The following is a 19,134-nucleotide window of genomic DNA, read 5'->3' as shown; positions in this document are numbered from 1 at the left end:
CGGCGAGACCCCGCGGAGATCCGGCACCGCAACCGGTTGCTACCGTGCGCCCCATGATCAAGGTGAAGCCGGCCGGCCGAATAGCCCGCATCGCGGGCGCCAACCGGTCGGAACGCGTGCTGATCCTGGCCAGCTTCGTGAACCGCGTCGGCAACGGCCTCTTCAACGCGGCGTCCGCGCTCTACTTCACCCTCGTCGTGGGTCTGCCCGCCGCACAGGTGGGCGCCGCCCTCACCATCGCCGGGCTGACCGGCCTCCTCGCCGGGATTCCCGGCGGGCATCTCGCCGACCGGCGCGGGCCCCGTACCGTCATGGTGCTGGCCCTGGGGGTGCAGGCCGCGGCGATGTCGGCGCTCGTGTTCGTCGACGGCTGGGCCGCCCTCACCGTCGTCGCCACCGTCGACCAGCTCGCCGCTGCCGCCGGGGGCGCGGCGTGGGGAGCCCTCGTCGTACGGGTCGGTACCGACCGCCCCGCGTTGTTCCGGTCCAGGCTGCGCACGTACGTCAATCTGGGCGTCATCCTCGGCACCGTGGGCTCCGGCTTCGCGGTGGCGGCGAACACCCGTACCGCCTACCTCGTCCTCATCCTGGGCAACGCCGCCAGCTTCGCCCTCTGCGCCCTCGTGCTGTTTCTGCTCCCGAACTACGCGCCGGTGGAATCAGCAGCAAGAAGCCGACGCTGGGCCGCCCTCACCGACCGCCCGTTCGTCGCCTTCGCCGCGCTGTACGGCGCGATGGGGCTGCACTATCCGACGGTGTCCCTGCTCCTGCCGATCTGGATCTCCCAGCACACGGACGCGCCACGCTGGACGGTCGCCGCGGTGTTCGCGCTCAACGCCGCGGCGTGCGTCCTCCTGCAGACCAGGATCGGCTCGCGCATCGAGACCCTGCGCGACGGTGGCCGGGCGTTCCGTACGGCGGGGCTGCTCTTCCTGGTCAGCTGCCCGATGATCGCCCTGACCGCGCACGCCCCGGTGTGGGTGGCAGCCGGGCTGATCATCGCGGCGATCTTCGTGCACAGCCTCGGGGAGATCTGGGAGTCCTCCGCCGGATTCGCCCTCGGCTTCGGCCTCGCGCCGGATCACGCCCAGGGGCAGTACCAGGGACTTCTCGGCCTCGGCTTCAGCGCAGGCCAGGCACTGGCCCCGGCGCTCCTCACCACGGTGGTGCTCGGTCTGGGCTCGGCGGGCTGGTTGGTGCTCGGCGCGTTCCTCGCCGCCGTGGGCGCCACCGGCCCCGCGATCGAGCGGTGGGGGGCGCGGACCCGGCCCGCGGTGGAGGCAGAGGCATGACTCAGACAGAATTCGGACGGAGATGTCGCCCTGATACGCTCCGCCGCCTGCCCCGACAGAAGGACCCGCGCGTGGAAATCTGGATCAACCCCGCCTGCTCGAAGTGCAGCTCCGCCCTCTCCCTCCTGGACGCGGAGGGCGCCGAGTACACCGTGCGCTACTACCTCGAGCAGCCCCCCACCGCCGACGAGCTGACCAAGGTCCTCGCCCGCCTGGGCCTCGAGCCCTGGGACATCACCCGCCTCGGTGAGCCCGACGCCACCGACCTGGGCATCGGCACCTGGCCCCGCGACGCCGGCCACCGCGACCGGTGGCTTGAGGCCCTCGCCGGCCACCCGGCCCTGATCCAGCGCCCGATCATCACCGCCGACGACGGCACGGCGGTCGTCGGCCGTACGCCCGAGGCCGTACGGTCCGTCCTGCCCTGACCCCGGCCTACGGCTCCCTGCCGCCCATGTCGAGGCGGAACGGCGGATACTCGTCGGTCATCAGCGACGCGTACGCGGCGACGCGCAGCGCCCAGCGCTGCATCCCCAGCACGAAGTCGAACATCTCCCGCGGGTAGCGGCCGGTGAACAGCAGCATCACCGCCGCGAAGAGCACCATCACCCCGGCCAGCCCGCCGAAGCCGACGCGATAGCCGCCCACGAAGATCGCGACGATCACGTAGTGCGGGATGGCCAGCAGCCACCACTTCACCAGGACCAGACCGCGCGAGAGCCGCTCGGGGTACGCGACGTCCAGCCGCGCCGGGTAGTCCGGCACCTCGGCCAGGCTGAACGGCGGATAGCGGTCGGTGCCCAGCGCGCTGTAGCCGTAGTACCCGACGCGCCAGCTCCAGCGCAGCACGCCCAGGCTGAAGTCGAACAGCGCGCGGGGATAGCGCTCGGTGAACAGGATCGCGAAGAACGCGACCACGCTCACCAGCAGGAACGCGATCCACAGGAGGGCCAGCACCACGTAGTGCGGGATCAGCAGGATCCATTTCACCAGCCACAGCCAGCGCGACAGCGCCGGATCCGGTTCGGCCGCCCGTACACGCACGGTACGCATGCCGGCGGGAGGATTCGCGCTGACATCGGTCATGGCACATCGGCTCCTTCGTACGAGGCCATGGAACGCGGGTACCTGGATACGCGCGCGGCCACTTCCCAAGTTCTCGCATCCGGCGAATGACCACCATGCGTGTGGCGCCGGAGGGATACCGCGTACTCACCCGTTCGGACGCACCTCGCTGTCCGTCGCCGCCGTGGGCGGCAACGATGGTTCGAGTCCCGGTGGCGAGTGGTGAGGGGTACAGCCGATGAATCATTCCGACCTCCTCCCCCCGGACCGGCTCGAGCCCTGTGGCGCCCTCGTGCTCTTCGGGATATCCGGGGATCTCGCCGCGAAGATGCTGCTCCCCGCGCTCTACCACCTCACCGAGGCGGGGAAGCTGACCGTTCCGGTCATCGGGGTGGCCGCCGTCGACTGGGACGACGACGCGCTGCGGGCGCACGCCCGGGAGGCGGTCGAGGAGGCCGGCATCCAGGTCGACGACACGATGTTCGAGCGGCTGGCGCAGCGGCTGAGCATCGTGGCCGGGGACATCACCGACGACGAGACCTTCGTACGGCTGCGGGAGGCGGTGCGCGGGCTGGGCTTCGTGACGCACTACCTGGCCGTGCCGCCGTCGCTGTTCACCACCGTCGCCGCGGCGCTCGCGAGGGCCGGGCTGCACCGGGAGTCCCGGCTGGTGGTGGAGAAGCCCTTCGGCCATGACCTGGCGTCCGCCCAGCGGCTGCAGGACGAGCTGGGCGAGTACTTCGACGACGACCATCTGCTGCGGGTCGACCACTTCCTGGGCAACAGCGCGGTGGAGAGCCTGATGGTCGCCCGGTTCGCCAACACCCTGCTGACGCCGGTCTGGCACCGCTCGTACGTGTCGAACGTGCAGATCTCCCTCGTCGAGGACTTCGACGTCGCCGACCGGGGCTCGTTCTACGACGCGGTGGGCTGTCTGCGCGACGTGGTCCAGAACCACATGCTGCAGGTCCTGGCCTATCTGGCCATGGACCCGCCCAACGCGATGACCGCGCAGGCCCAGGCCCTGGAGGAGTGGCGGGTGCTGCACGCGATCCGCCCGATGGATCCGGACGCCACGGTGCGCGGGCAGTATGCGGGCTACCGGCGGGTCGCGGGAGTCTCGCCGCAGTCCACCACGGAGACGTACTTCGCGACGCGGCTGTTCGTCGACAACTGGCGGTGGGCGGACGTCCCGTTCTACATACGCAGCGGCAAGGCCATGGCTGTCACGGCCACCGAGGTGATCGTGGAGCTGCGCCGGCCGCCGCTGGACCTGTTCGCCGGTACGGAGCTGCCGCCGAACCTGATCCGCTTCCGGATCGACGGCGACACGGGGATCAGGGCGGATCTGATGGTGCGCGAGCCGGACGCGGGCACGCGGCCGGTGCAGCTGCCGATGGGCGTGGACTACGAGGAGGTCATGGGGCGTCAGGAGCTGCCGTACGAGCGGGTGCTGGCCGGTGCCGTCGACGGGGACCCCGGGTACTTCGCCTCGTACCCGACGATCCTGGAGTGCTGGCGCATCGTGCAGCCGGTGCTGGACGCCACCGGGCCGCCGCTGCGCTACCAGCGCGGCAGCTGGGGTCCGGAGGCGGCCGACTGGCTGCCGGGGCTGACGGGCTGGCACGATCCGGGGCCGCGGCTGTTCGACGACGTCCGGCCGACGGGGCGAGTCAGGCCCGGCCTGTCCGTCGTTCGAACACCTGGGGACGTGCCACGCGCAGCGCCGTCGTCACCGCGCCCAGCAGAACCGCGTCCTCTCCGACCTCGCTCGGTGCCACCCGCGGCCTGAACGGCGTGAGCCGGTGCACCGTCTCGCTGACGGGCGCCAGCAGCAGATCGGCGTTGCGGCCGATGCCACCGCCGAGGACCACCAGGTCGGGGTCGAGGACGGCGGTGACGGAGGCCACCACGAGGGCCAGCCGCTCCCCCTCCTGCCGGACGGCGGCGGCGGCCGGGGCGCGGCCCGCCCGCGCGGCGGCGAAGACGCGTCTGGCGGTGAGGGGGCCGGCCATGCCCAGGGCGCGGGCGGCGGTGACGACGGCGTCCGCGGAGACGGCGCTCTCCAGGATGCCGCGGCGGGGTGCGGCGCCGGACGCCGGCGGGCCGTCCAGGGGGAGGAAGCCGATCTCGCCGGCGGCCCCGTGCGCGCCGCCGAAGAGTTCGCCGCCGGCGACCACGCCCATGCCCAGGCCGGTGCCGATGAGTACGTAGACGAAGAGCCGGCTGCCGGCGCCCGCGCCGAAGGCGTACTCGCCGAGGGCGGCGAGGTTGGCGTCGTTGTGCACGCTGAGGGTGACGTCGAGGCGTTCGCGCATCCGGGCGACGAGGCCGGGGCGGCCCCAGCCGGGGAGGTTGACGGCGTAGCGGACCCGGCCGGTGTGCGGGTCGAAGACGCCGGGGGTGCCGACGGCGGCGTGCACCACCTGGGCGGGGTGCAGGCCGGCGGCGGCGACGCTGCGGCCGGCGGCCTCGATCGCGGCGTCGGCCACCGAGGTGGCGGAGCGGCCGCGGTTGCGCTGGTCGGTCCGGGCGATCACGGTGCCGGAGAGGTCGGCGACGGCGGTGCGCAGGCGGACGCGGCCGATGTCGACGCCGAGGACGTAGCCGGCCGCGGGGTCGGGTTCGTAGAGCACGGCGACGCGTCCGCGGCCGGGGGTGTGGGTGCCCGCCTCGCGGACCAGGCCGGCCGTCTCGAGGGCGGCGAGCGCGGAGGAGACGGTGGGTTTGGACAGCCCGCTGTCGCGGGCCAGTTGGGCGCGGGAGGCGGGGCCGGCGCGGCGCAGGCGCTCCAGGAGGAGCCACTCGTTGTTGCTGCGTAATCGGCGTCGGCTCCACGGCTGCTCGTCCACGGGAGGGTCACGCGGCCATGTGGCAGGCCGCCGAGTGGGCGGGGGCGAGTTCCGTGAGCCGTGGGGTGACCTGCGCGCAGGCGTCGACGGCCAGGGGGCAGCGGGCGCGGAACCGGCAGCCCGGGGCCGGGTCGATCAGCTGCGGCGGGTCGGTACGGGCGGCCTCGGCGCCGACGTCGAGGGGGGCGCGGGGGTCGGGGACGGCGGAGAGGAGGAGGCGGGTGTACGGGTGTCTGGCGTCGGCCAGCACCTCCTCCGTGGGGCCGGACTCGACGACGTGGCCGCCGTACATCACCAGCAGACGGTCGGAGACGTAGCGGGCGCCGGCAATGTCGTGGGTGATGTAGAGGACGGAGACGCCCTCGGTCTCGCGCAGCCGCGTCATGACGTTGAGCAGGCCGATGCGGATGGAGACGTCCAGCATCGACACGGGTTCGTCGGCGAGGATCAGCTTCGGGCGGTACGCCAGCGCCTGGGCGAAGCCGACGCGCTGGCGCTGGCCGCCGGAGAGTTCGTACGGGAAGCGCTGCAGGACCTCGGCGGCGGGAGTGAGGCCGACGGCCTCGGTGACCCGCTCGGCCTCGGCGCGGCGGGCGGGGCCGTCGAGTTCGGGGCGGTGCAGCTTCAGGCCGCGCAGGATGCCGTGGGCGACGCGGTGGGCGGGGTTGAGGGAGCTGAAGGGGTCCTGGAAGACCATCGGTACGTCGCCGTGGTACGCCAGCTTCTCGCGGCGGCCGCGCAGCCGGGACAGGGGGCGGCCGCGGTAGTGGATCTCGCCGGCGGTGGGGCGGTGGACCTGGGCGAGGAGGCGGGCGAAGGTGGACTTGCCGCTGCCGCTCTCTCCGACCAGGGCGACGATCTCCCGCTCGCGGATCATCACGTCCACGTCGTCGACGGCGTGCAGCCGGGCCCTGCGCAGACCGGTGCCCATGCGGAAGTGACGGGTGAGGCCGACGGTCTGCAGCAGGGGAACATCGGTCACGAGGGCACCTCCACCTGGTCGGGGGCGTGCAGCACGCAGCGGGCATGGGCCCCGCCCGCCGGGTACAGGCCGGGTTCGCGGTCGTGGCAGTCGGGCCGTACCAGCGGGCAGCGCGGCGCGAACCGGCAGCCGGCGGGCGGACGGGCCAGGTCGGGCGGGCTGCCGGGGATGCCGCGCAGCTCCACGCGCGGCCCGCGGATCGAGGGGAACGCCTCGAGCAGGCCCTGGCTGTAGGGGTGGGCGGGGTGGTCGAACACGGTGCGGGTGGGGCCGGCCTCGACGACCCGGCCCGCGTACATCACCAGCAGCTGGTCGGAGAAGTGGCTGACCAGCGACATGTCGTGGGTGACAAAGACGATCGCGAAGCCGAGGAGCTCCTGCAGCTCCTTGATCTGCACCATCAGCGAACGCTGGGCGACCACGTCGAGGGCGGAGGTCGGCTCGTCCATGATGACGAGGTCCGGGGTGAACAGCAGCGCCATCGCGATCATGGCGCGCTGGCGCATGCCGCCGGACAACTGGTGCGGGTAGCTGCGCAGATGGACGGGGTCGATGCCGACGAGCTCGAGCACCTCACGGGAGCGGTCGCGTATCTCCCGCGCGCCGAGATCGGCGTGGGCGTCCATGGCATCCTTGAACTGGGCGCCGATCGTGGTCACCGGGTTGAGGGCGTTCATCGCGCTCTGCATGACGACGGAGAAGTCCCGCCAGCGCAGCACGTTGAGCTGCCGCTCGGTCATGGTGACGAGGTTCCGCCCCTTGAAGCGCACGCTGCCGCCGGTGACGGCCGCCGGGGGCTCGAGGAGTCCGGCGACGGCGAACAGCAGCGTCGACTTGCCGCACCCCGACTCGCCGACGACGGCGGTGAACCCGCCGCGGCGCACGGTCAGGTCGACGTGCTCCACGGCGGTCACGGGGCCGCGGTCGCCGTCGTAGGCGACGGACAGGTCCCGCACGTCGAGCAGCGGCTCAGCGCTCACGGCGCCTCCTTCGTACGGGGCGCAGCGCCGGGTTGCCGATCTCGTCGAAGGCGTAGTTGACCAGCGCGAAGGCCACCCCGAGCAGGGCCACGCACAGCCCGGGCGCGATGGCCCACAGCGGGGTGCCGGACTGCAGGGCCTCCTGGTTCTTCGCCCAGTACAGCATCGTGCCCCAGCTGGCCGAGGCGGGATCGCCCAGGCCCAGGAACTGCAGGCCGGCGGCCGTGAGGACCGAGTAGAGCGCGGCGCCCAGGAAGTTGGCGACGATCAGCGAGGTCATGTTGGGCAGGACCTCGAAGACCACGATGTACGAGCGCCGCTCGCCGCGCACCCGGGCGGACTGCAGGAAGTCCCGGTTGCGCAGCGCCAGGGCCTGCGCGCGCAGCTGGTTGGCGCCGTAGGACCAGCCGGTGAACACCAGCACGACGAGGATCACGCCGAGCGAGCCCTTGCCCGCGTACTTGGCCAGGATGATGACCAGCGGGAACGCGGGGATCACCAGGACGACGTTGGTGAGCATCGACAGGACGTCGTCCGCGATGCCGCCGAGATAGGCGGCCGTCACGCCGACCAGGACGGCGAGCACGGTGGCCAGCGCCCCGGCGACGACCGCGATGACCAGGGATTCGCGGGTTCCGTAAATCAGCTGGGAGTAGACGTCCTGGCCGAGCCCGGTGGTGCCGAGCAGATGCCCGGTGGACGGGGACAGTCCCGGCGGGAAGGCCAGCTCGTCCGGGTGGTCGACGGTGGTGAACACACCGGGGAAGGTCGCGATCACCGTGAAGACGAACAGGATCACGGCCCCGGCCATCGCCTTGCGGTTGTGACGCACCGCGCGCCACAGGCCGCCGGAGGCTTGCCGGGCCGCGGGTTCGGGGGTGTGGACGACAGTGGTGGCGGTCATCGCGGTCACCTGCCTCCCGCGTCGGCGGACCGGGCGCGCGGGTCGAGCCAGACCGTGGCGATGTCGACGATCAGCAGTGCGGCCAGCACGGCGACGGTGAACAGCATGAACAGGGCCTGCATCAGCGGGTAGTCCACGTTCTGCACCGAGTTGTAGAAGAGATAGCCGACGCCGTTGTAGCTGAAGACGAACTCGATGAGGACGGCGCCGGAGACCACGAAGCCCAGGGACATCGCGAAGCCGGTCAGGTTCGGCAGGACGGCGTTACGGGCCGCGTAGCCGTACATGACACGCCGGGGGGACAGTCCCTTGGCGCGGCCCATCCGCACGTAGTCCTCGGCCAGCGTGGTGATCATGTTGTTGCGCATGGTCAGGATCCAGCCGCCGATCAGGGTGATGAGCAGGGTCGCCGCGGGCAGCACCGCGTGCTGCAGCACGCTGCCCACAAAGCCCGGCGAGAAGCCGGGCACGATCGAGTTGTCGTAGTTGAAGGTGCCGGGGAGCACGCTGCCGGCGTTCATCGAGAAGGCGAAGATCAGCATCAGCGCCACCCAGAAGACCGGCAGCGCCGAGGTGACCACGAACACCGGCGGCAGCAGGGAGTCCAGCCATCCCCCGCGCCGCCAGCCGGCGACGGTGCCGATCATCGTGCCGAGCGCGAACGCCAGCACGGTGGTGATGCCGACCAGGCCCAGCGTCCACGGCAGGGCCTGGCCGATCAGCCCGGTCACGGGCTCGCCGAGCTGTCCCCCGATCGACCGGCCCCAGTCGCCGGTGAACATGTTGCCCAGGTACTCGACGTACTGCACGAACAGGTTCTGGTCCGGCTTGTACCCGAACGACGTCAGCATCTGCTCCAGCGCGTCGCGCGACACCCGCCCGCGGGTGCGGGCGGTGAGCGCGGCCACGGGGTCGCCGGGCATGAACCTCGGGACGAAGAAGTTCAGCGTCAGCGCCGCCCAGAGCGTCAGTACGAAGAAGCCGAGCCTGCGGAGCAGGAACCTCACTGGGCGGGCTTCCAGTAGAGGTTGGCCAGCACCTGCCCGGTGTCGGGGAAGGTGTAGGCCGACGGCTGCGCGTACGGGTTGTCCTCGGTGGGCCAGCCTCCGATGTCCTCGGTGTTGTACTGGAACCAGTCGACCGACTCGGTGACCGGGATGACGGGCACGTCGTCGATCATCACCTGGCCGACCTGCTTGACGATGTCGACCTGTCCGGCCTCGTCGGCGGTCGCGTAGTCGTTCAGCAGCTTGTCCACGGCAGGGTTCCGGTACCGGGAGTGGTTGCTGACCGCCGGCTTGCCGAGCGGCGCGGTGTTGGCGGAGTGCAGCATGGCGCGCAGTTCGTAGTACGGGGTGGGGCCGCCGCTGGGCTGGCTGTAGTACGCCAGGTCGTAGTCGCCGTTGTAGAGCTTGTCGAGGTAGGCCTGCTGGGCCAGGTTCTGCACGGTCAGCTCGATGCCCACGGGCGCCAGGTTCTGCTTGACCACCTTCAGGGCGGCGTCCCAGTCGGTGTAGCCGGTGACGGTGATGATCGTGAGCTTCAGCGGGTCGGAGGCGGAGTGGCCGAGGCCCTCGACGAGCTTCTTCGCCCGGTCCGGGTCGGGTTTGCCGAAGCCTGCCTTCGTGACGGCGGCGGCGTCGTAGTACTTCTCGAAGGTGGGGGTGACGATGCCGGACTGGTTCGCCGGCGGCTGCTGGCCGCCGACCGCGATCTCGGCGACCTTCGCGCGGTCGATGGCGTAGCTGATCGCCTGGCGTACCTCGAGCCTGCTGGTGTCCGCGTGCGAGGGGTCGAGGTTGGGGTAGATCGCCACGTTCTGCACGGGCGGCGACCAGGTGTGGTGGTCCGCGGACTTGTCGAGGTAGAACTTCTCGATCCCGGGGATGTACTGGCTGCCCCACTGGGCCTTGCCGCTGGCCAGGTCGAGGTTGGCGGGGGCGTTGTCGAGGTAGGCCGGGTACTGGACCTTCTCCAGATAGGGCTTGCCGGGCTGCCAGTAGTCGGTGTTGGCGGTGTACTGGATGTTGTTAGGACCGCACGGGTCGACCTTGAACGGGCCCGTGCCGACCGGGTCCTTGACGGACGTGGTGTCCGGCCTCGACGCCAGCTCACCCGTGGACCAGATGTGCTTGGGCACGATGGGCTGCAGATTGGCGAAGAAGTAGAAGTACGTCTGCGCGGCCTGCTTGAACCGCAGGGTCACCTTGTCGCCGGCGGCCGTGGCGCTCTGCAGTCCGGCCGAGGTCCACAGGGAGTACAGGTCGGTGGCCGGGACCCGCTTCATGATGTCGAAGGTGTACGCCACGTCCTCGGCGGTGAGCGGCTTGCCGTCGCTCCACTTCACGCCGTCGCGGACGGTGAAGACGATCTCGGTCTTGTCCGCGTTCCACCGGTAGCTCTTCGCGAGCATCGGCTTCTCGGCGGCGTTGCCGAGTACGTTCACGAAGACCAGGGGCTCGTAGACGAAGCCGATGGAGGTGTTGAAGACCGCCGGGTTGAACGGGTTGAAGTTGCACGTCCAGGTCTGGCCGGCGGTGTTCGCGATGGTGACACTGCCGCCCTTCTTCTTGGGCCCGCTGTCCGTCCGCCCGCTGCCGCTCTCCTTGGCATCGGGCCTGCGCTCCGTGTCGGAGCAGGCCGCGCCGCCCAGGAGCAGGGCCAGGGCGATGGCGAGGATACGGGTGCCGCGTCGTAGTGCTGGCCTCATTGCCGACAGTCCCTTCGCGAAAGCATTCGGGGGTCTGTGTCCGATGGGCATGCGCTGAGCCGGCAGTCCGCCCGGTCCCGCGGGCGGATCGATAAAGTTAGCTAACTATACGAGTGTTGGGCGGCCACGGTAAGAGGGCCGGAGACAGCCGCGTCACCGGTACGGGTGAGCGCGTTACGCCGCCCGGCGGGCAGCGATTGCGGCGGCCCCGCGTCCCGCCCAGGCTCGGGAATCGACACGGATGTCCCCGCGTGCGGTCGAGGGGCGAGCGCGACATGTCCAAGATGTGGCAGCGAATCGAGCACGGCCTGTGGCCCATCCTCCAGCAGGTGCTCGCTGTCGTCATCGCCTGGTGGCTGGCCCGCGTCCTGCTCGACGCGAAGGTGCCGATCTTCTCCCCCATCGCCGCGCTGGTCGCCCTCAACACACCGCGCGGCGCGCGCGGCGCCAACGCCGTACGCGTCGTGCTCGGCGTCATGGCCGGGGTGTTCATCGGGGACGTGGCATACCGCTATCTGGGCCACGGGGCGGTGTCCATCGCGCTGGCCGTGCTGTGCGCGATGCTCTTCGCGCTCGTGGTCGACGGGCAGCGCGTCACGATGGGCCAGTGCGGGGTGAGCGCGGTCATCGCCGTGGTCTGGGGGCAGCAGGCCGCCGGCGAACGGGTGCTGGAGGTCCTCATCGGCGGCGGTGTCGCGCTGGTCTTCAGCCAGCTGCTCTTCCCCGCCCATCCCCTGGCCACCCTGCGGCGGGCCGAGGCGACGATGCTCGAGGAGCTGGTGGACGTGCTCGCCACGACCGCCCGGGCCCTGCAGAGCGAGCGCGAGGAGCAGGAGGAGAAGCTCTGGGAGAGGCTGCGTCCCGGTTACGGGGTGATGGCCGATCTGGTGAAGGCCCGCGAGCAGGCGCTCACGCTGACCCGGACCGTTCCGGCGTGGTGGGGCCAGGAGGACCCCGTACGGCAGGAGGGGGCGTCGGCGATGCATCTGGACCTGCTGGTGAACAGCTGTATGACGCTCGCCCGGACCGCGATGAGCGTGGACCCGGAGCACCGCCCGGGGCTGGCCCCGGCCGTCAAGGAGCTCGCGCGGATCCTGCGGCTGCTGTCCAAGGCACCCGGGAACCGCGCCGTCCGGGCCCGCGCGGTCGAACGGGTGCTCCGGGTCGTGCGGATCGAGCAGCCCATCGGATCGGGGCCGCGGGCCGCCTTCCGGGAGAGCGTACGGATGGTGGGGCGCGACATCATGGTGTTCGCCGGCGCCTCCGACGAGACCGCCGACCGCTCCCTGCGCGAGCTCGACGTGGAGGTCCCCATCGTCACCCCGCCCCGGCTGCGCCGCCCGTACGGCACCGCCCGCCCCCGCCCCGGCCGCCGCCCGCCGCAGCGGCCGTAGGCTGGCCCCCACGCGACGGACGGGAGGCAGAGGTGACCGCGACGACGACCACGGCCGGGGTGCTGGCCGAGCTGGCCGCGCTCGAGGACCCCCGGGTGCGCGCCGTGAACGAGCGCCACGGCGACGACCACGGGGTGAACCTGGGCAGGCTCCGCGCCCTCGCCAAACGCCTGAAGACCCAGCACGACCTCGCCCGCGAGCTGTGGCGCACCGGCGACGGCGCGGCCCGGCTGCTGGCGGTCCTCGTCTGCCGGCCCAGGGCGTTCGACCGCGACGAGCTGGACGCCATGCTGCGCGAGGCCCGTACGCCCAAGGTCCACGACTGGCTCGTCGGCTACGTGGTCAAGAAGAGCCCCCACGCCGAGGAACTGCGCGTCGCCTGGTCCGCCGACCCCGATCCGGTGGTCGCGAGCGCCGGCTGGGCGCTGACCACCGACCGGGTGGCGAAGAAGCCGGAGGGCCTGGACCTCCCGGGGCTGCTGGACACCGTCGAGGCGGAGCTGAAGGACGCCCCGGAGCGGCTGCAGTGGGCGATGAACCACTGCCTGGCGCAGATCGGCATCGAACACCCCGGGCTGCGCGAGCGCGCCGTGGACATCGGTGAGCGGCTCGGGGTCCTGAAGGACTATCCGACGCCGCCGGGCTGCACCTCCCCGTACGCTCCGGTCTGGATCGCCGAGATCGTGCGGCGCCGGGCCGGCGTCCAGTCCGGCCGCTCGTAGGAGCTGGTGCGGTAACGGCCGCGGAACTCGGCCAGGAGTTCGTCGGTCACCTCCGCCCCGGCGCTCACGGCGGCGTGGACCTCGCGGAAGTAGTCTTCGTAGCCGGCCGGAGTGTAGAGACACAGGGCGCGTGCGGGGACGGGGCCCGCGTTGCGGAAGCCGTGCGGGGTACCGCGGGTGGCGGCGAGCAGATCCCCGGGGCCTGCCGTCGCCTCGTCGTCTCCCGTGTGGAGTGTCAGTTCGCCCTCGAGAACGTAGAAGTACTCGTCGTGTCCGTCGTGCACGTGCGGTCTGGCACCGATGACGCCGGGCTCGAGGCTGAACTCCTCGAAGGCGAAGTGGCCGCCCGTGTGCTCGGCGGTGAGCCGGAAGAAGTGTCTGACACCGGCGACGTCGATGAGTTCCCCGTCCTGAGGACGGCGCAGCAGCGGGCGGCCGGCGATGCGGTCCTGATCAGTCATGGACGCATTGTGGCGCAGCCCGTCATGCCGGCCACCCCCCGTCCGGGCGGCCGGCATGACGTACGGCGCGGTCCGTCAGTGCTCGCGGGCCGCCAGCGTGTCACGGACCGTGGTGTACGCGGGCTTCACGGCGAACACCTCGTCGAAGAGGTTGGCCGCGCCCTGACCGGTGAACACGCCGGGAATCCACGAGTACTTGTCGGTGTATCCCCAGACCGTGAACGAGGTGCAGCGCCGCACGTTCAGACAGGCCTGCACCAGCCGCCGGTAGTCGTCGGCCTGCCGGGTCAGCTTGGCGTCGTCGGCCGGCAGATCCATCCGCACGTCGACCTCGGTGAACGCGGTCTGCATGCCGAGCGCCGAGAAGCGCTCCAGGTTGTCCTGCACATCGCCGGGGAAACCGTACTGGATGTCCAGATGGCCCTGGATGCCCATGCCCTGCACCGGCACGCCCTGGGCGCGCAGCTCCTTGGCCAGCTCGTAGTAGGCCGTGGACTTCGCGTTGACGCCCTCGGTGTTGTAGTCGTTGAGGAACAGCTTGGCCCCGGGGTCGGCCGCGTGCGCCCAGCGGAACGCGTCGGCGATGTAGGAGGGGCCGAGCTGCTGCAGCCAGATCGAGTCGCGCAGCTGGGCGTTGTCGTCGAAGATCTCGTTGACGACGTCCCACTGGTAGATCTTGCCCTTGAAGTGCTTGACCGTGGTGGTGATGTGGTCGTGCAGGATACGGCGCAGCTCGGTGGCGTCGATGCTGCCGTCGGCGACACCCGCGGTGAGCCAGGCGGGGAGCTGGTTGTGCCAGACGAGGGTGTGGCCGCGGACCGCCTGCTTGTTGCGGTGGGCGAAGTCCACCAGGGCGTCGGCCTGCGTGAAGTCGTTGACCCCCTGCTGGGGCTCGACGGCCTCCCACTTCATCACGTTCTCCGCGGTGACGGAGCTGAACTCGCGGGCGGCGATGGTGCGGTACTGCTCGTCGTCGGCCAGCGCGTTCATGTCGACCGCGGTGCCGATGCGCAGGTCCTGGCGGTCGGCGAGGGCGCGCAGCGGCGTGTCGCCGCGGTCGTGCGCGGGCTGGGCGGACACCGTCGAGGCGGTGCCGAGCAGAAGCATGGCCGCGAGGGCGGCCGCCGTGGCGGGGCCGAGCGGTCTGGGCGTCATGAGGTGACTCCTTGCGTTCGTACTGCGGGTGGGTGTGCTTGGTGTGGGGGGACTGGCGCGGGCCGGCCGGTCGGGTGGCCGGCCCGCGCGGTCTGGGGGCGGCTCAGCGCAGGCGGTGGCTCTCGCGCGGCCCGAGGTAGGTGTCGGGCAGGCCGCCGTTGTCGATCAGCAGCCGCTGCACCACGACGGTCGGGTCGACCATCCAGAACTTCAGCCGGTGCGTGCCCGCGGCCAGGGTGTGCCGGGTGGCGGTGCGGCTGACGTTGTCGGAGGTGTTACGGGCCCACTGGTTGTTCATGCCGCCGTCGTCGGAGCCGCTGACGGCGATGATGTCCACGGTCTGCGGGGCGTCGTCGTCGAAGGACACGGCGTAGCGCAGCCCGGTCCCGGCCAGGGCGGGGTTACGGGGCGACAGATACGTCCAGAGGGTGACCTCTCCCCCGGCGAGCAGGCTGACCTCGTACTCCAGGTGCGGGGAGTCGCCGCCGGGGGTCTGCGTCGGGGCGGTGACCGGGACGGGGGTGAGGCCGGCGCCGTCGCGGCCGACGCCGTCGATCCGCTGCCACCGGATGCCGGGACCGCCGACGGCGCGTACGGCGTGCTCGGCGTCGACGGCGATGTAGCCGCCGGCCTCGACGAAGCCCTTCAGGCCGGCCACGTCCGGGTTCTCGGCGGTGGCCGTGACGGTGACGGTGGTCCCGTCGGAGGCGTGCACCACGAGGTCGGCCTCGGTGGTGCCGCGGGGGGCCCTGTTCCAGTCGACGCTCACCGTGAGGCGGGTCTGGCGGGTGACGGTGCCGCGGGGGGTGTCGACGCGCAGCCAGCGGGCGGTGGACTCGACGCGGTAGTCGAGGGAGGCGGTGCCGCGGTTGAAGAGCTCGAGGTGCGGCGCCGGGGCGGTCCCGTGGCGGCTGATCACCGGGAGCCGGGCGGGGGCGGTGGCGTGGGGCCACCAGTCGGCCGTGCCGGAGAGGGCGACGCCCAGCTCGGCGGCGTCGGGGACGTCGATGCGGCGGACGGCGGGGAAGATCTCGTCGGGGAGGGCCACGTTGTTGAGCTCGGGCTGCTGCCAGGGGGCGTTGGGGCCGTAGCGGGCGACGTCGCCGTAGCCGATGTGGGGCTGGGTCTGGAAGCCCTCCCACTTGCCGTCGGCGACGCGGAGGTTGAAGCGCTCGTTCAGCGCGAAGTCCCGCTGGAGGCCGGCCTCGGCGCGGGCGGCGCGTTCGTTCGTGGCGGAGCGGCCCTGGGCGGCGTAGCGCAGGTTGGTGAACTCGGCCTCGCGCAGGGTGTAGACGTTCGCGGTGGCGGCCACCGGGTAGCCGACGAGCTCGAACCAGGTGTCCTGGGCCGCCCCCGGCAGCCGCGAGCCGATCGCCTCGGCGCGTTCGGCGAGGTCCTGCCAGCGCCGGGTGACGCCCTCGAGTTCGCCGTGGTGGTCGAGGGAGAACGGGGTGGCCCGGTCGTCGTAGACGATCGCCGACGGGTCGGTGGCGGGGTTCTTCGCCGGGTCGAGGGTGATGCGCCGGTTGAGCAGCTCGGGCTTGCGCAGGGACTGCAGCCGGGCGTACTCCTCGAGGACGGCGGCGATGGCCGAGGCCTGGGACTCGCCGAAGGCGTGGGCGGCGAAGCGGCGCAGCCAGTCCGGCAGCGCGGTCAGGTCCCAGCGGTCGGGGTTCCAGGCGTAGTCGAGGAAGAACTGGGTGGGGACCTCGTTGCCCTTGAGGTCGCCTACGTTGGTGACCCACAGCGTGTGGTTGCCGTAGGCGATCGCCTGGCGCAGCTGGTCCCAGAGGTTGGGCAGGGAGGTGGTGTCGACCCACTTGTAGTTGCGGCCGGCGCCGACGTAGTCGAAGTGGTAGTACAGACCGTAACCGCCGGAGCGGGCCGGCTCCGCCGGGTCGGGGTGCTTGCGGATGTTGCCCCAGTTGTCGTCGCACAGTACGACGGTGACGTCCTCGGGGGCGCGCAGGCCGCGCGCCCAGTAGCGCTGGACCTCCTTGTAGAGGGTCCAGACCTGGGGGATCTCGGTGAGCGGGCGGCCGGTCTCCTCGGCGAGGATGGTGCGCTGGGCGGCGATGATCTCCTGCATCAGCTCGATGCCGTCGCCGTCGGGCAGACTCACGTCGCCGTTGCCGCGCATACCGAGGGTGACGACGCCCTCGAAGCCCTGCTGGACCATGCGCCGGATGCCGTCGCGCCAGTACGCCTTGATCGCGTCGGCGTTGCGGCGGAAGGACCACTCGCCGGTGCCGCCGTAGGGGTCGCTGCCGGGGGTGACGACGGTGCCGGCGCTGTCGCGGACGGCGGCCTTCGCGTGGCGGTTCCACTCCTCGATGCCGCGCATCATCGGCGCCTCGTGTGAGGTGCCCATGACGATGCCGTACTCGGTGGCGCGGGCGTGGTTCTCCGGGTCGTCCTCGGCGAAGGCGCGGCCCCAGACGGCGGGCCACAGGTAGTTGGCCTTCAGCCGCAGCATGACCTCGAAGATCTTCGCCCAGAAGTCGGCGTTGAAGCCGCCCTCGAAGCCGGGGGCCTTGCCGGGGCCGAAGAAACGCGGCGCCCAGGTACCCAGGGCCGGGTTCTCGTCGTTGATGAAGATCCCGCGGTACTTCACGGCGGGACTGCCCTGGGTGTGCCGGCCCGGGCGGACGTACAGGGCGTCGCGGTGGACCGGGATGATGTCGTCCCACCAGTACCAGGGCGAGACGCCGATGCCGTAGCTGACGTCGTACGTGCCGAAGATCGCGCCGCGCTGGTCGGAGCCGGCGATGACCAGGGCGCGGTCCACGCCGGGCAGGGGGTGGTCGACGACCGTCTGCAGCGAGGTCTCCCAGCGGCCGGCCACCCCGGTGACGTCGAGCTTTCCGCTGGTCACCAGGCGGTCGATCAGCGGGCTGCGGCCGAGGGTGCCGATCAGGACGAGCTCCCGGCCGGCCCCGGCGACGTCGCCGTCGCGGCTGCGGCGCAGCACGGGGTGGGCGCCGGTGACGCGCCCGATGTCGTCGCACAGGTCCCCGGCGGCGCGCACCACGCCGGGATGGTCGGCGGCGTCGACCACGACGGGGACGGCCCGGCCGCCGCGGGCGACGGTGAACGTGCCCTTGCCGGGGGTGAACGAGATGTACGCGCCGGAGTCGGTGACCTGCAGCCCGTCGCCGCCGGACGCGGGGGCGGCGGCAACGGCCTCGCCGACGATTCCCGGCACACTTCCGAAAGTTGTCAGCGCGAGGGCGCTCGCACCGAGGCCGACACCGGCTCCGAGCACCGACCTTCGATCCGGATCAAATGCATCTATATCGGCCATATCCGCTCCATTCGCATCACGTCTGCTGCCCAAGTCGCGTCCGCGTGACAGAGCTTGGAGGATGTGCGGGACCGAAACAATGGACCTGCACGACCGAAAATATTTCGGTCGTGCAGGTCCAGGGGAAGCGCGGCGCCGTGAGGCGCGTCACAAACGGGGGAATACGGGCAGTGCGGCTATTCGGCCGGGACCTCCGCCAGACCGCCGGCCACGGCGCCCTCCGCGGCGGCCGGGTCGCCGGCGGCCGGGGCGGTGCTCTTGCGGACGATCAGGGTGGTGGTCAGCTCGAGCCGGGTTGCCGGGGACTCCCCCGACCGCAGGCGCAGCAGCATCTGCACGGCCTCCTCGGCCATCTCCCGCAGCGGCTGGTGCACGGTCGTCAGCGCCGGGCTCGACCAGCGGGCGACGAGCACGTCGTCGTACCCCACCAGCGACAGGTCGTGCGGCACCCGCAGCCCGCGGACCCGGGCCGCCTCGAGCACGCCGAGGGCCTGCAGATCGCTCCCGGCGAAGATCGCGGTGGGCGGATCGGGCAGGTCGAGCATCGCCATCGCGTGCTCGTACCCGCCGCCCACGTGGAAGTCCCCGAACCGCACGAGCTCGGGATCGGACCCCAGCCCCGCCATGTTCATCGCCGAGCGGTAGCCGTCCAGCCGGGCCAGCGAGCACAGCATGTCCTCGGGCCCGGTGATGATGCCGATCCGCCGGTGCCCCAGCTCGACCAGATGCCGGGTCGCCGCGAGACCGCCGGTCCAGTTCGCCGAGCCCACGGACGGCACGTCCGGATCCGGGTCGCCGGCCGGGTCGATGATGACGAACGGGATGGAACGCGCCCGCAGTTGCTGCTTGACCGCGTCGGGCAGGGCGGAGAAGACCAGCACCACGCCGATCGGCTGGCGCTGCAGCACCCCCTCGATCCACTCGGGGCCCGGCGAGTGCCGGGTGCCGCTCTCGGTGAGCACCACGCTCGCCTGGTTGGCCTTGGCGATCTTCTCGACGCCCCGTATCAGCTCCAGCGCCCAGACGCTCTCCAGCTCGTGGAAGACGATCTCGATCAGCGGCGCCTCGCGGCCGGAGCGCGCGGTCCGGCGGTAGGCGTGGGCCTCCAGCAGCCGCTCCACCTTGATACGGGTGGGAGCCGCGACGTCCTGGCGGCCATTGAGCACTTTCGAAACTGTCGATATGGAGACGCCGGCCTTCTCGGCGACCTGCGCCAGAGTAATTCGCCCGCTCTCCTCGTCATCTCGCATGGTGGGGAGCATAGGGCACGCCCTTTCCGGACGACAGGGTCACACTTTAGTAACTCAAGATCC

Annotated in this window: 16 protein-coding genes; 5 read left to right on the top strand and 11 right to left on the bottom strand. The window is 71.5% G+C overall.

The window, feature by feature from the left end; genetic code table 11:
* Positions 1 to 53 precede the first annotated feature (53 nt).
* Together SRB5_RS04230 and SRB5_RS04225 are read left to right on the top strand one after the other, a co-directional pair.
* Positions 54 to 1,292 carry an MFS transporter gene (locus SRB5_RS04230; protein WP_153450069.1) on the top strand — a complete coding sequence of 413 codons (1,239 nt, stop codon included), beginning with the start codon at positions 54 to 56 and terminating at the stop codon, positions 1,290 to 1,292.
* Between the two features lie 71 nt (positions 1,293 to 1,363).
* Positions 1,364 to 1,720 (top strand): arsenate reductase family protein, encoded by a 357-nt coding sequence (locus SRB5_RS04225; RefSeq protein WP_323377017.1) that lies wholly within the window; start codon positions 1,364 to 1,366, stop codon positions 1,718 to 1,720.
* 7 nt (positions 1,721 to 1,727) lie between these two features.
* On the opposite strand, the gene SRB5_RS04220 is transcribed toward SRB5_RS04225, so the two are convergent.
* Positions 1,728 to 2,378 (bottom strand): DUF4389 domain-containing protein, encoded by a 651-nt coding sequence (locus tag SRB5_RS04220; RefSeq protein ID WP_153450067.1) that lies wholly within the window; start codon positions 2,376 to 2,378, stop codon positions 1,728 to 1,730.
* Positions 2,379 to 2,595: 217 nt separating this feature from the next.
* Between SRB5_RS04220 and zwf the strand changes: the two genes are divergently transcribed.
* Positions 2,596 to 4,149, top strand: coding sequence for a glucose-6-phosphate dehydrogenase (zwf, locus tag SRB5_RS04215; RefSeq protein ID WP_228389774.1), 1,554 nt, complete (start codon positions 2,596 to 2,598; stop codon positions 4,147 to 4,149).
* Here the strand turns inward: zwf and SRB5_RS04210 are convergent.
* From SRB5_RS04210 to SRB5_RS04185, 6 genes are read right to left on the bottom strand one after another with little or no spacing between them, the layout of a single operon-like run.
* Positions 4,031 to 5,209: an ROK family transcriptional regulator gene (locus tag SRB5_RS04210; RefSeq protein ID WP_323377016.1), complete on the bottom strand. Its 1,179-nt coding sequence runs from the start codon at positions 5,207 to 5,209 to the stop codon at positions 4,031 to 4,033. The two genes, zwf and SRB5_RS04210, sit on opposite strands and share 119 nt — an antisense overlap.
* A 7-nt stretch (positions 5,210 to 5,216) precedes the next feature.
* Entirely contained in the window at positions 5,217 to 6,191 is a 975-nt protein-coding gene (locus SRB5_RS04205; RefSeq protein ID WP_323377015.1) for an ABC transporter ATP-binding protein, read from the bottom strand.
* Positions 6,188 to 7,171 carry an ABC transporter ATP-binding protein gene (locus SRB5_RS04200; protein ID WP_323377014.1) on the bottom strand — a complete coding sequence of 328 codons (984 nt, stop codon included), beginning with the start codon at positions 7,169 to 7,171 and terminating at the stop codon, positions 6,188 to 6,190. The genes SRB5_RS04205 and SRB5_RS04200 overlap by 4 nt, the downstream gene beginning before the upstream one ends.
* A complete protein-coding gene (locus SRB5_RS04195; RefSeq protein WP_153450066.1) occupies positions 7,161 to 8,075 on the bottom strand; it encodes an ABC transporter permease in 915 nt (304 codons plus the stop codon). Before SRB5_RS04195 ends, SRB5_RS04200 begins: the two co-directional genes overlap by 11 nt.
* A 5-nt stretch (positions 8,076 to 8,080) precedes the next feature.
* Positions 8,081 to 9,082, bottom strand: a complete 1,002-nt coding sequence (locus SRB5_RS04190) for an ABC transporter permease (protein ID WP_323377012.1) — start codon at positions 9,080 to 9,082, stop codon at positions 8,081 to 8,083.
* Positions 9,079 to 10,785, bottom strand: coding sequence for an ABC transporter substrate-binding protein (locus SRB5_RS04185; protein WP_153450065.1), 1,707 nt, complete (start codon positions 10,783 to 10,785; stop codon positions 9,079 to 9,081). The genes SRB5_RS04190 and SRB5_RS04185 overlap by 4 nt, the downstream gene beginning before the upstream one ends.
* A 275-nt stretch (positions 10,786 to 11,060) precedes the next feature.
* Between SRB5_RS04185 and SRB5_RS04180 the strand changes: the two genes are divergently transcribed.
* Complete coding sequence (locus SRB5_RS04180; RefSeq protein WP_153450064.1) at positions 11,061 to 12,179, top strand: FUSC family protein; 1,119 nt, start codon at positions 11,061 to 11,063, stop codon at positions 12,177 to 12,179.
* A gap of 32 nt (positions 12,180 to 12,211) precedes the next feature.
* On the top strand, positions 12,212 to 12,901 hold the full coding sequence (locus SRB5_RS04175; protein WP_323377010.1) for a DNA alkylation repair protein: 690 nt from the start codon (positions 12,212 to 12,214) through the stop codon (positions 12,899 to 12,901).
* On the opposite strand, the gene SRB5_RS04170 is transcribed toward SRB5_RS04175, so the two are convergent.
* The 4 genes from SRB5_RS04170 to SRB5_RS04155 all read right to left on the bottom strand — a co-directional run bounded on the left by SRB5_RS04170 (position 12,805) and on the right by SRB5_RS04155 (position 19,083).
* Positions 12,805 to 13,362 (bottom strand): cupin domain-containing protein, encoded by a 558-nt coding sequence (locus SRB5_RS04170; protein ID WP_194292821.1) that lies wholly within the window; start codon positions 13,360 to 13,362, stop codon positions 12,805 to 12,807. The two genes, SRB5_RS04175 and SRB5_RS04170, sit on opposite strands and share 97 nt — an antisense overlap.
* A 75-nt stretch (positions 13,363 to 13,437) precedes the next feature.
* Positions 13,438 to 14,517, bottom strand: a complete 1,080-nt coding sequence (locus tag SRB5_RS04165) for an endo-1,4-beta-xylanase (RefSeq protein WP_153450062.1) — start codon at positions 14,515 to 14,517, stop codon at positions 13,438 to 13,440.
* Between the two features lie 103 nt (positions 14,518 to 14,620).
* On the bottom strand, positions 14,621 to 17,821 hold the full coding sequence (locus SRB5_RS04160) for a glycosyl hydrolase 115 family protein (protein WP_153450061.1): 3,201 nt from the start codon (positions 17,819 to 17,821) through the stop codon (positions 14,621 to 14,623).
* A 176-nt stretch (positions 17,822 to 17,997) separates the two neighbouring features.
* Positions 17,998 to 19,083 (bottom strand): LacI family DNA-binding transcriptional regulator, encoded by a 1,086-nt coding sequence (locus SRB5_RS04155; RefSeq protein ID WP_153450060.1) that lies wholly within the window; start codon positions 19,081 to 19,083, stop codon positions 17,998 to 18,000.
* Between the last annotated feature and the right edge of the window lie 51 nt (positions 19,084 to 19,134).

The sequence above is a fragment of the Streptomyces smaragdinus genome (assembly GCF_009604385.1).
GTDB classification, from domain to species: domain Bacteria; phylum Actinomycetota; class Actinomycetes; order Streptomycetales; family Streptomycetaceae; genus Streptomyces; species Streptomyces smaragdinus.
Note: the sequence above shows the minus strand (reverse complement) of the source record. Positions and strands in the feature narration are given on the sequence as shown.

Excerpts from the sequence above, each read along its gene's own strand:
- SRB5_RS04230 (WP_153450069.1), top strand. The coding sequence starts at position 54 with ATGATCAAGGTGAAGCCGGCCGGCCGAATAGCCCGCATCGCGGGCGCC.
- SRB5_RS04220 (WP_153450067.1), bottom strand. The coding sequence starts at position 2,378 with ATGACCGATGTCAGCGCGAATCCTCCCGCCGGCATGCGTACCGTGCGT.
- zwf (WP_228389774.1), top strand. The coding sequence starts at position 2,596 with ATGAATCATTCCGACCTCCTCCCCCCGGACCGGCTCGAGCCCTGTGGC.
- SRB5_RS04195 (WP_153450066.1), bottom strand. The coding sequence starts at position 8,075 with ATGACCGCCACCACTGTCGTCCACACCCCCGAACCCGCGGCCCGGCAA.
- SRB5_RS04185 (WP_153450065.1), bottom strand. The coding sequence starts at position 10,785 with ATGAGGCCAGCACTACGACGCGGCACCCGTATCCTCGCCATCGCCCTG.
- SRB5_RS04180 (WP_153450064.1), top strand. The coding sequence starts at position 11,061 with ATGTCCAAGATGTGGCAGCGAATCGAGCACGGCCTGTGGCCCATCCTC.
- SRB5_RS04170 (WP_194292821.1), bottom strand. The coding sequence starts at position 13,362 with ATGACTGATCAGGACCGCATCGCCGGCCGCCCGCTGCTGCGCCGTCCT.
- SRB5_RS04165 (WP_153450062.1), bottom strand. The coding sequence starts at position 14,517 with ATGACGCCCAGACCGCTCGGCCCCGCCACGGCGGCCGCCCTCGCGGCC.
- SRB5_RS04160 (WP_153450061.1), bottom strand. The coding sequence starts at position 17,821 with ATGGCCGATATAGATGCATTTGATCCGGATCGAAGGTCGGTGCTCGGA.
- SRB5_RS04155 (WP_153450060.1), bottom strand. The coding sequence starts at position 19,083 with ATGCTCCCCACCATGCGAGATGACGAGGAGAGCGGGCGAATTACTCTG.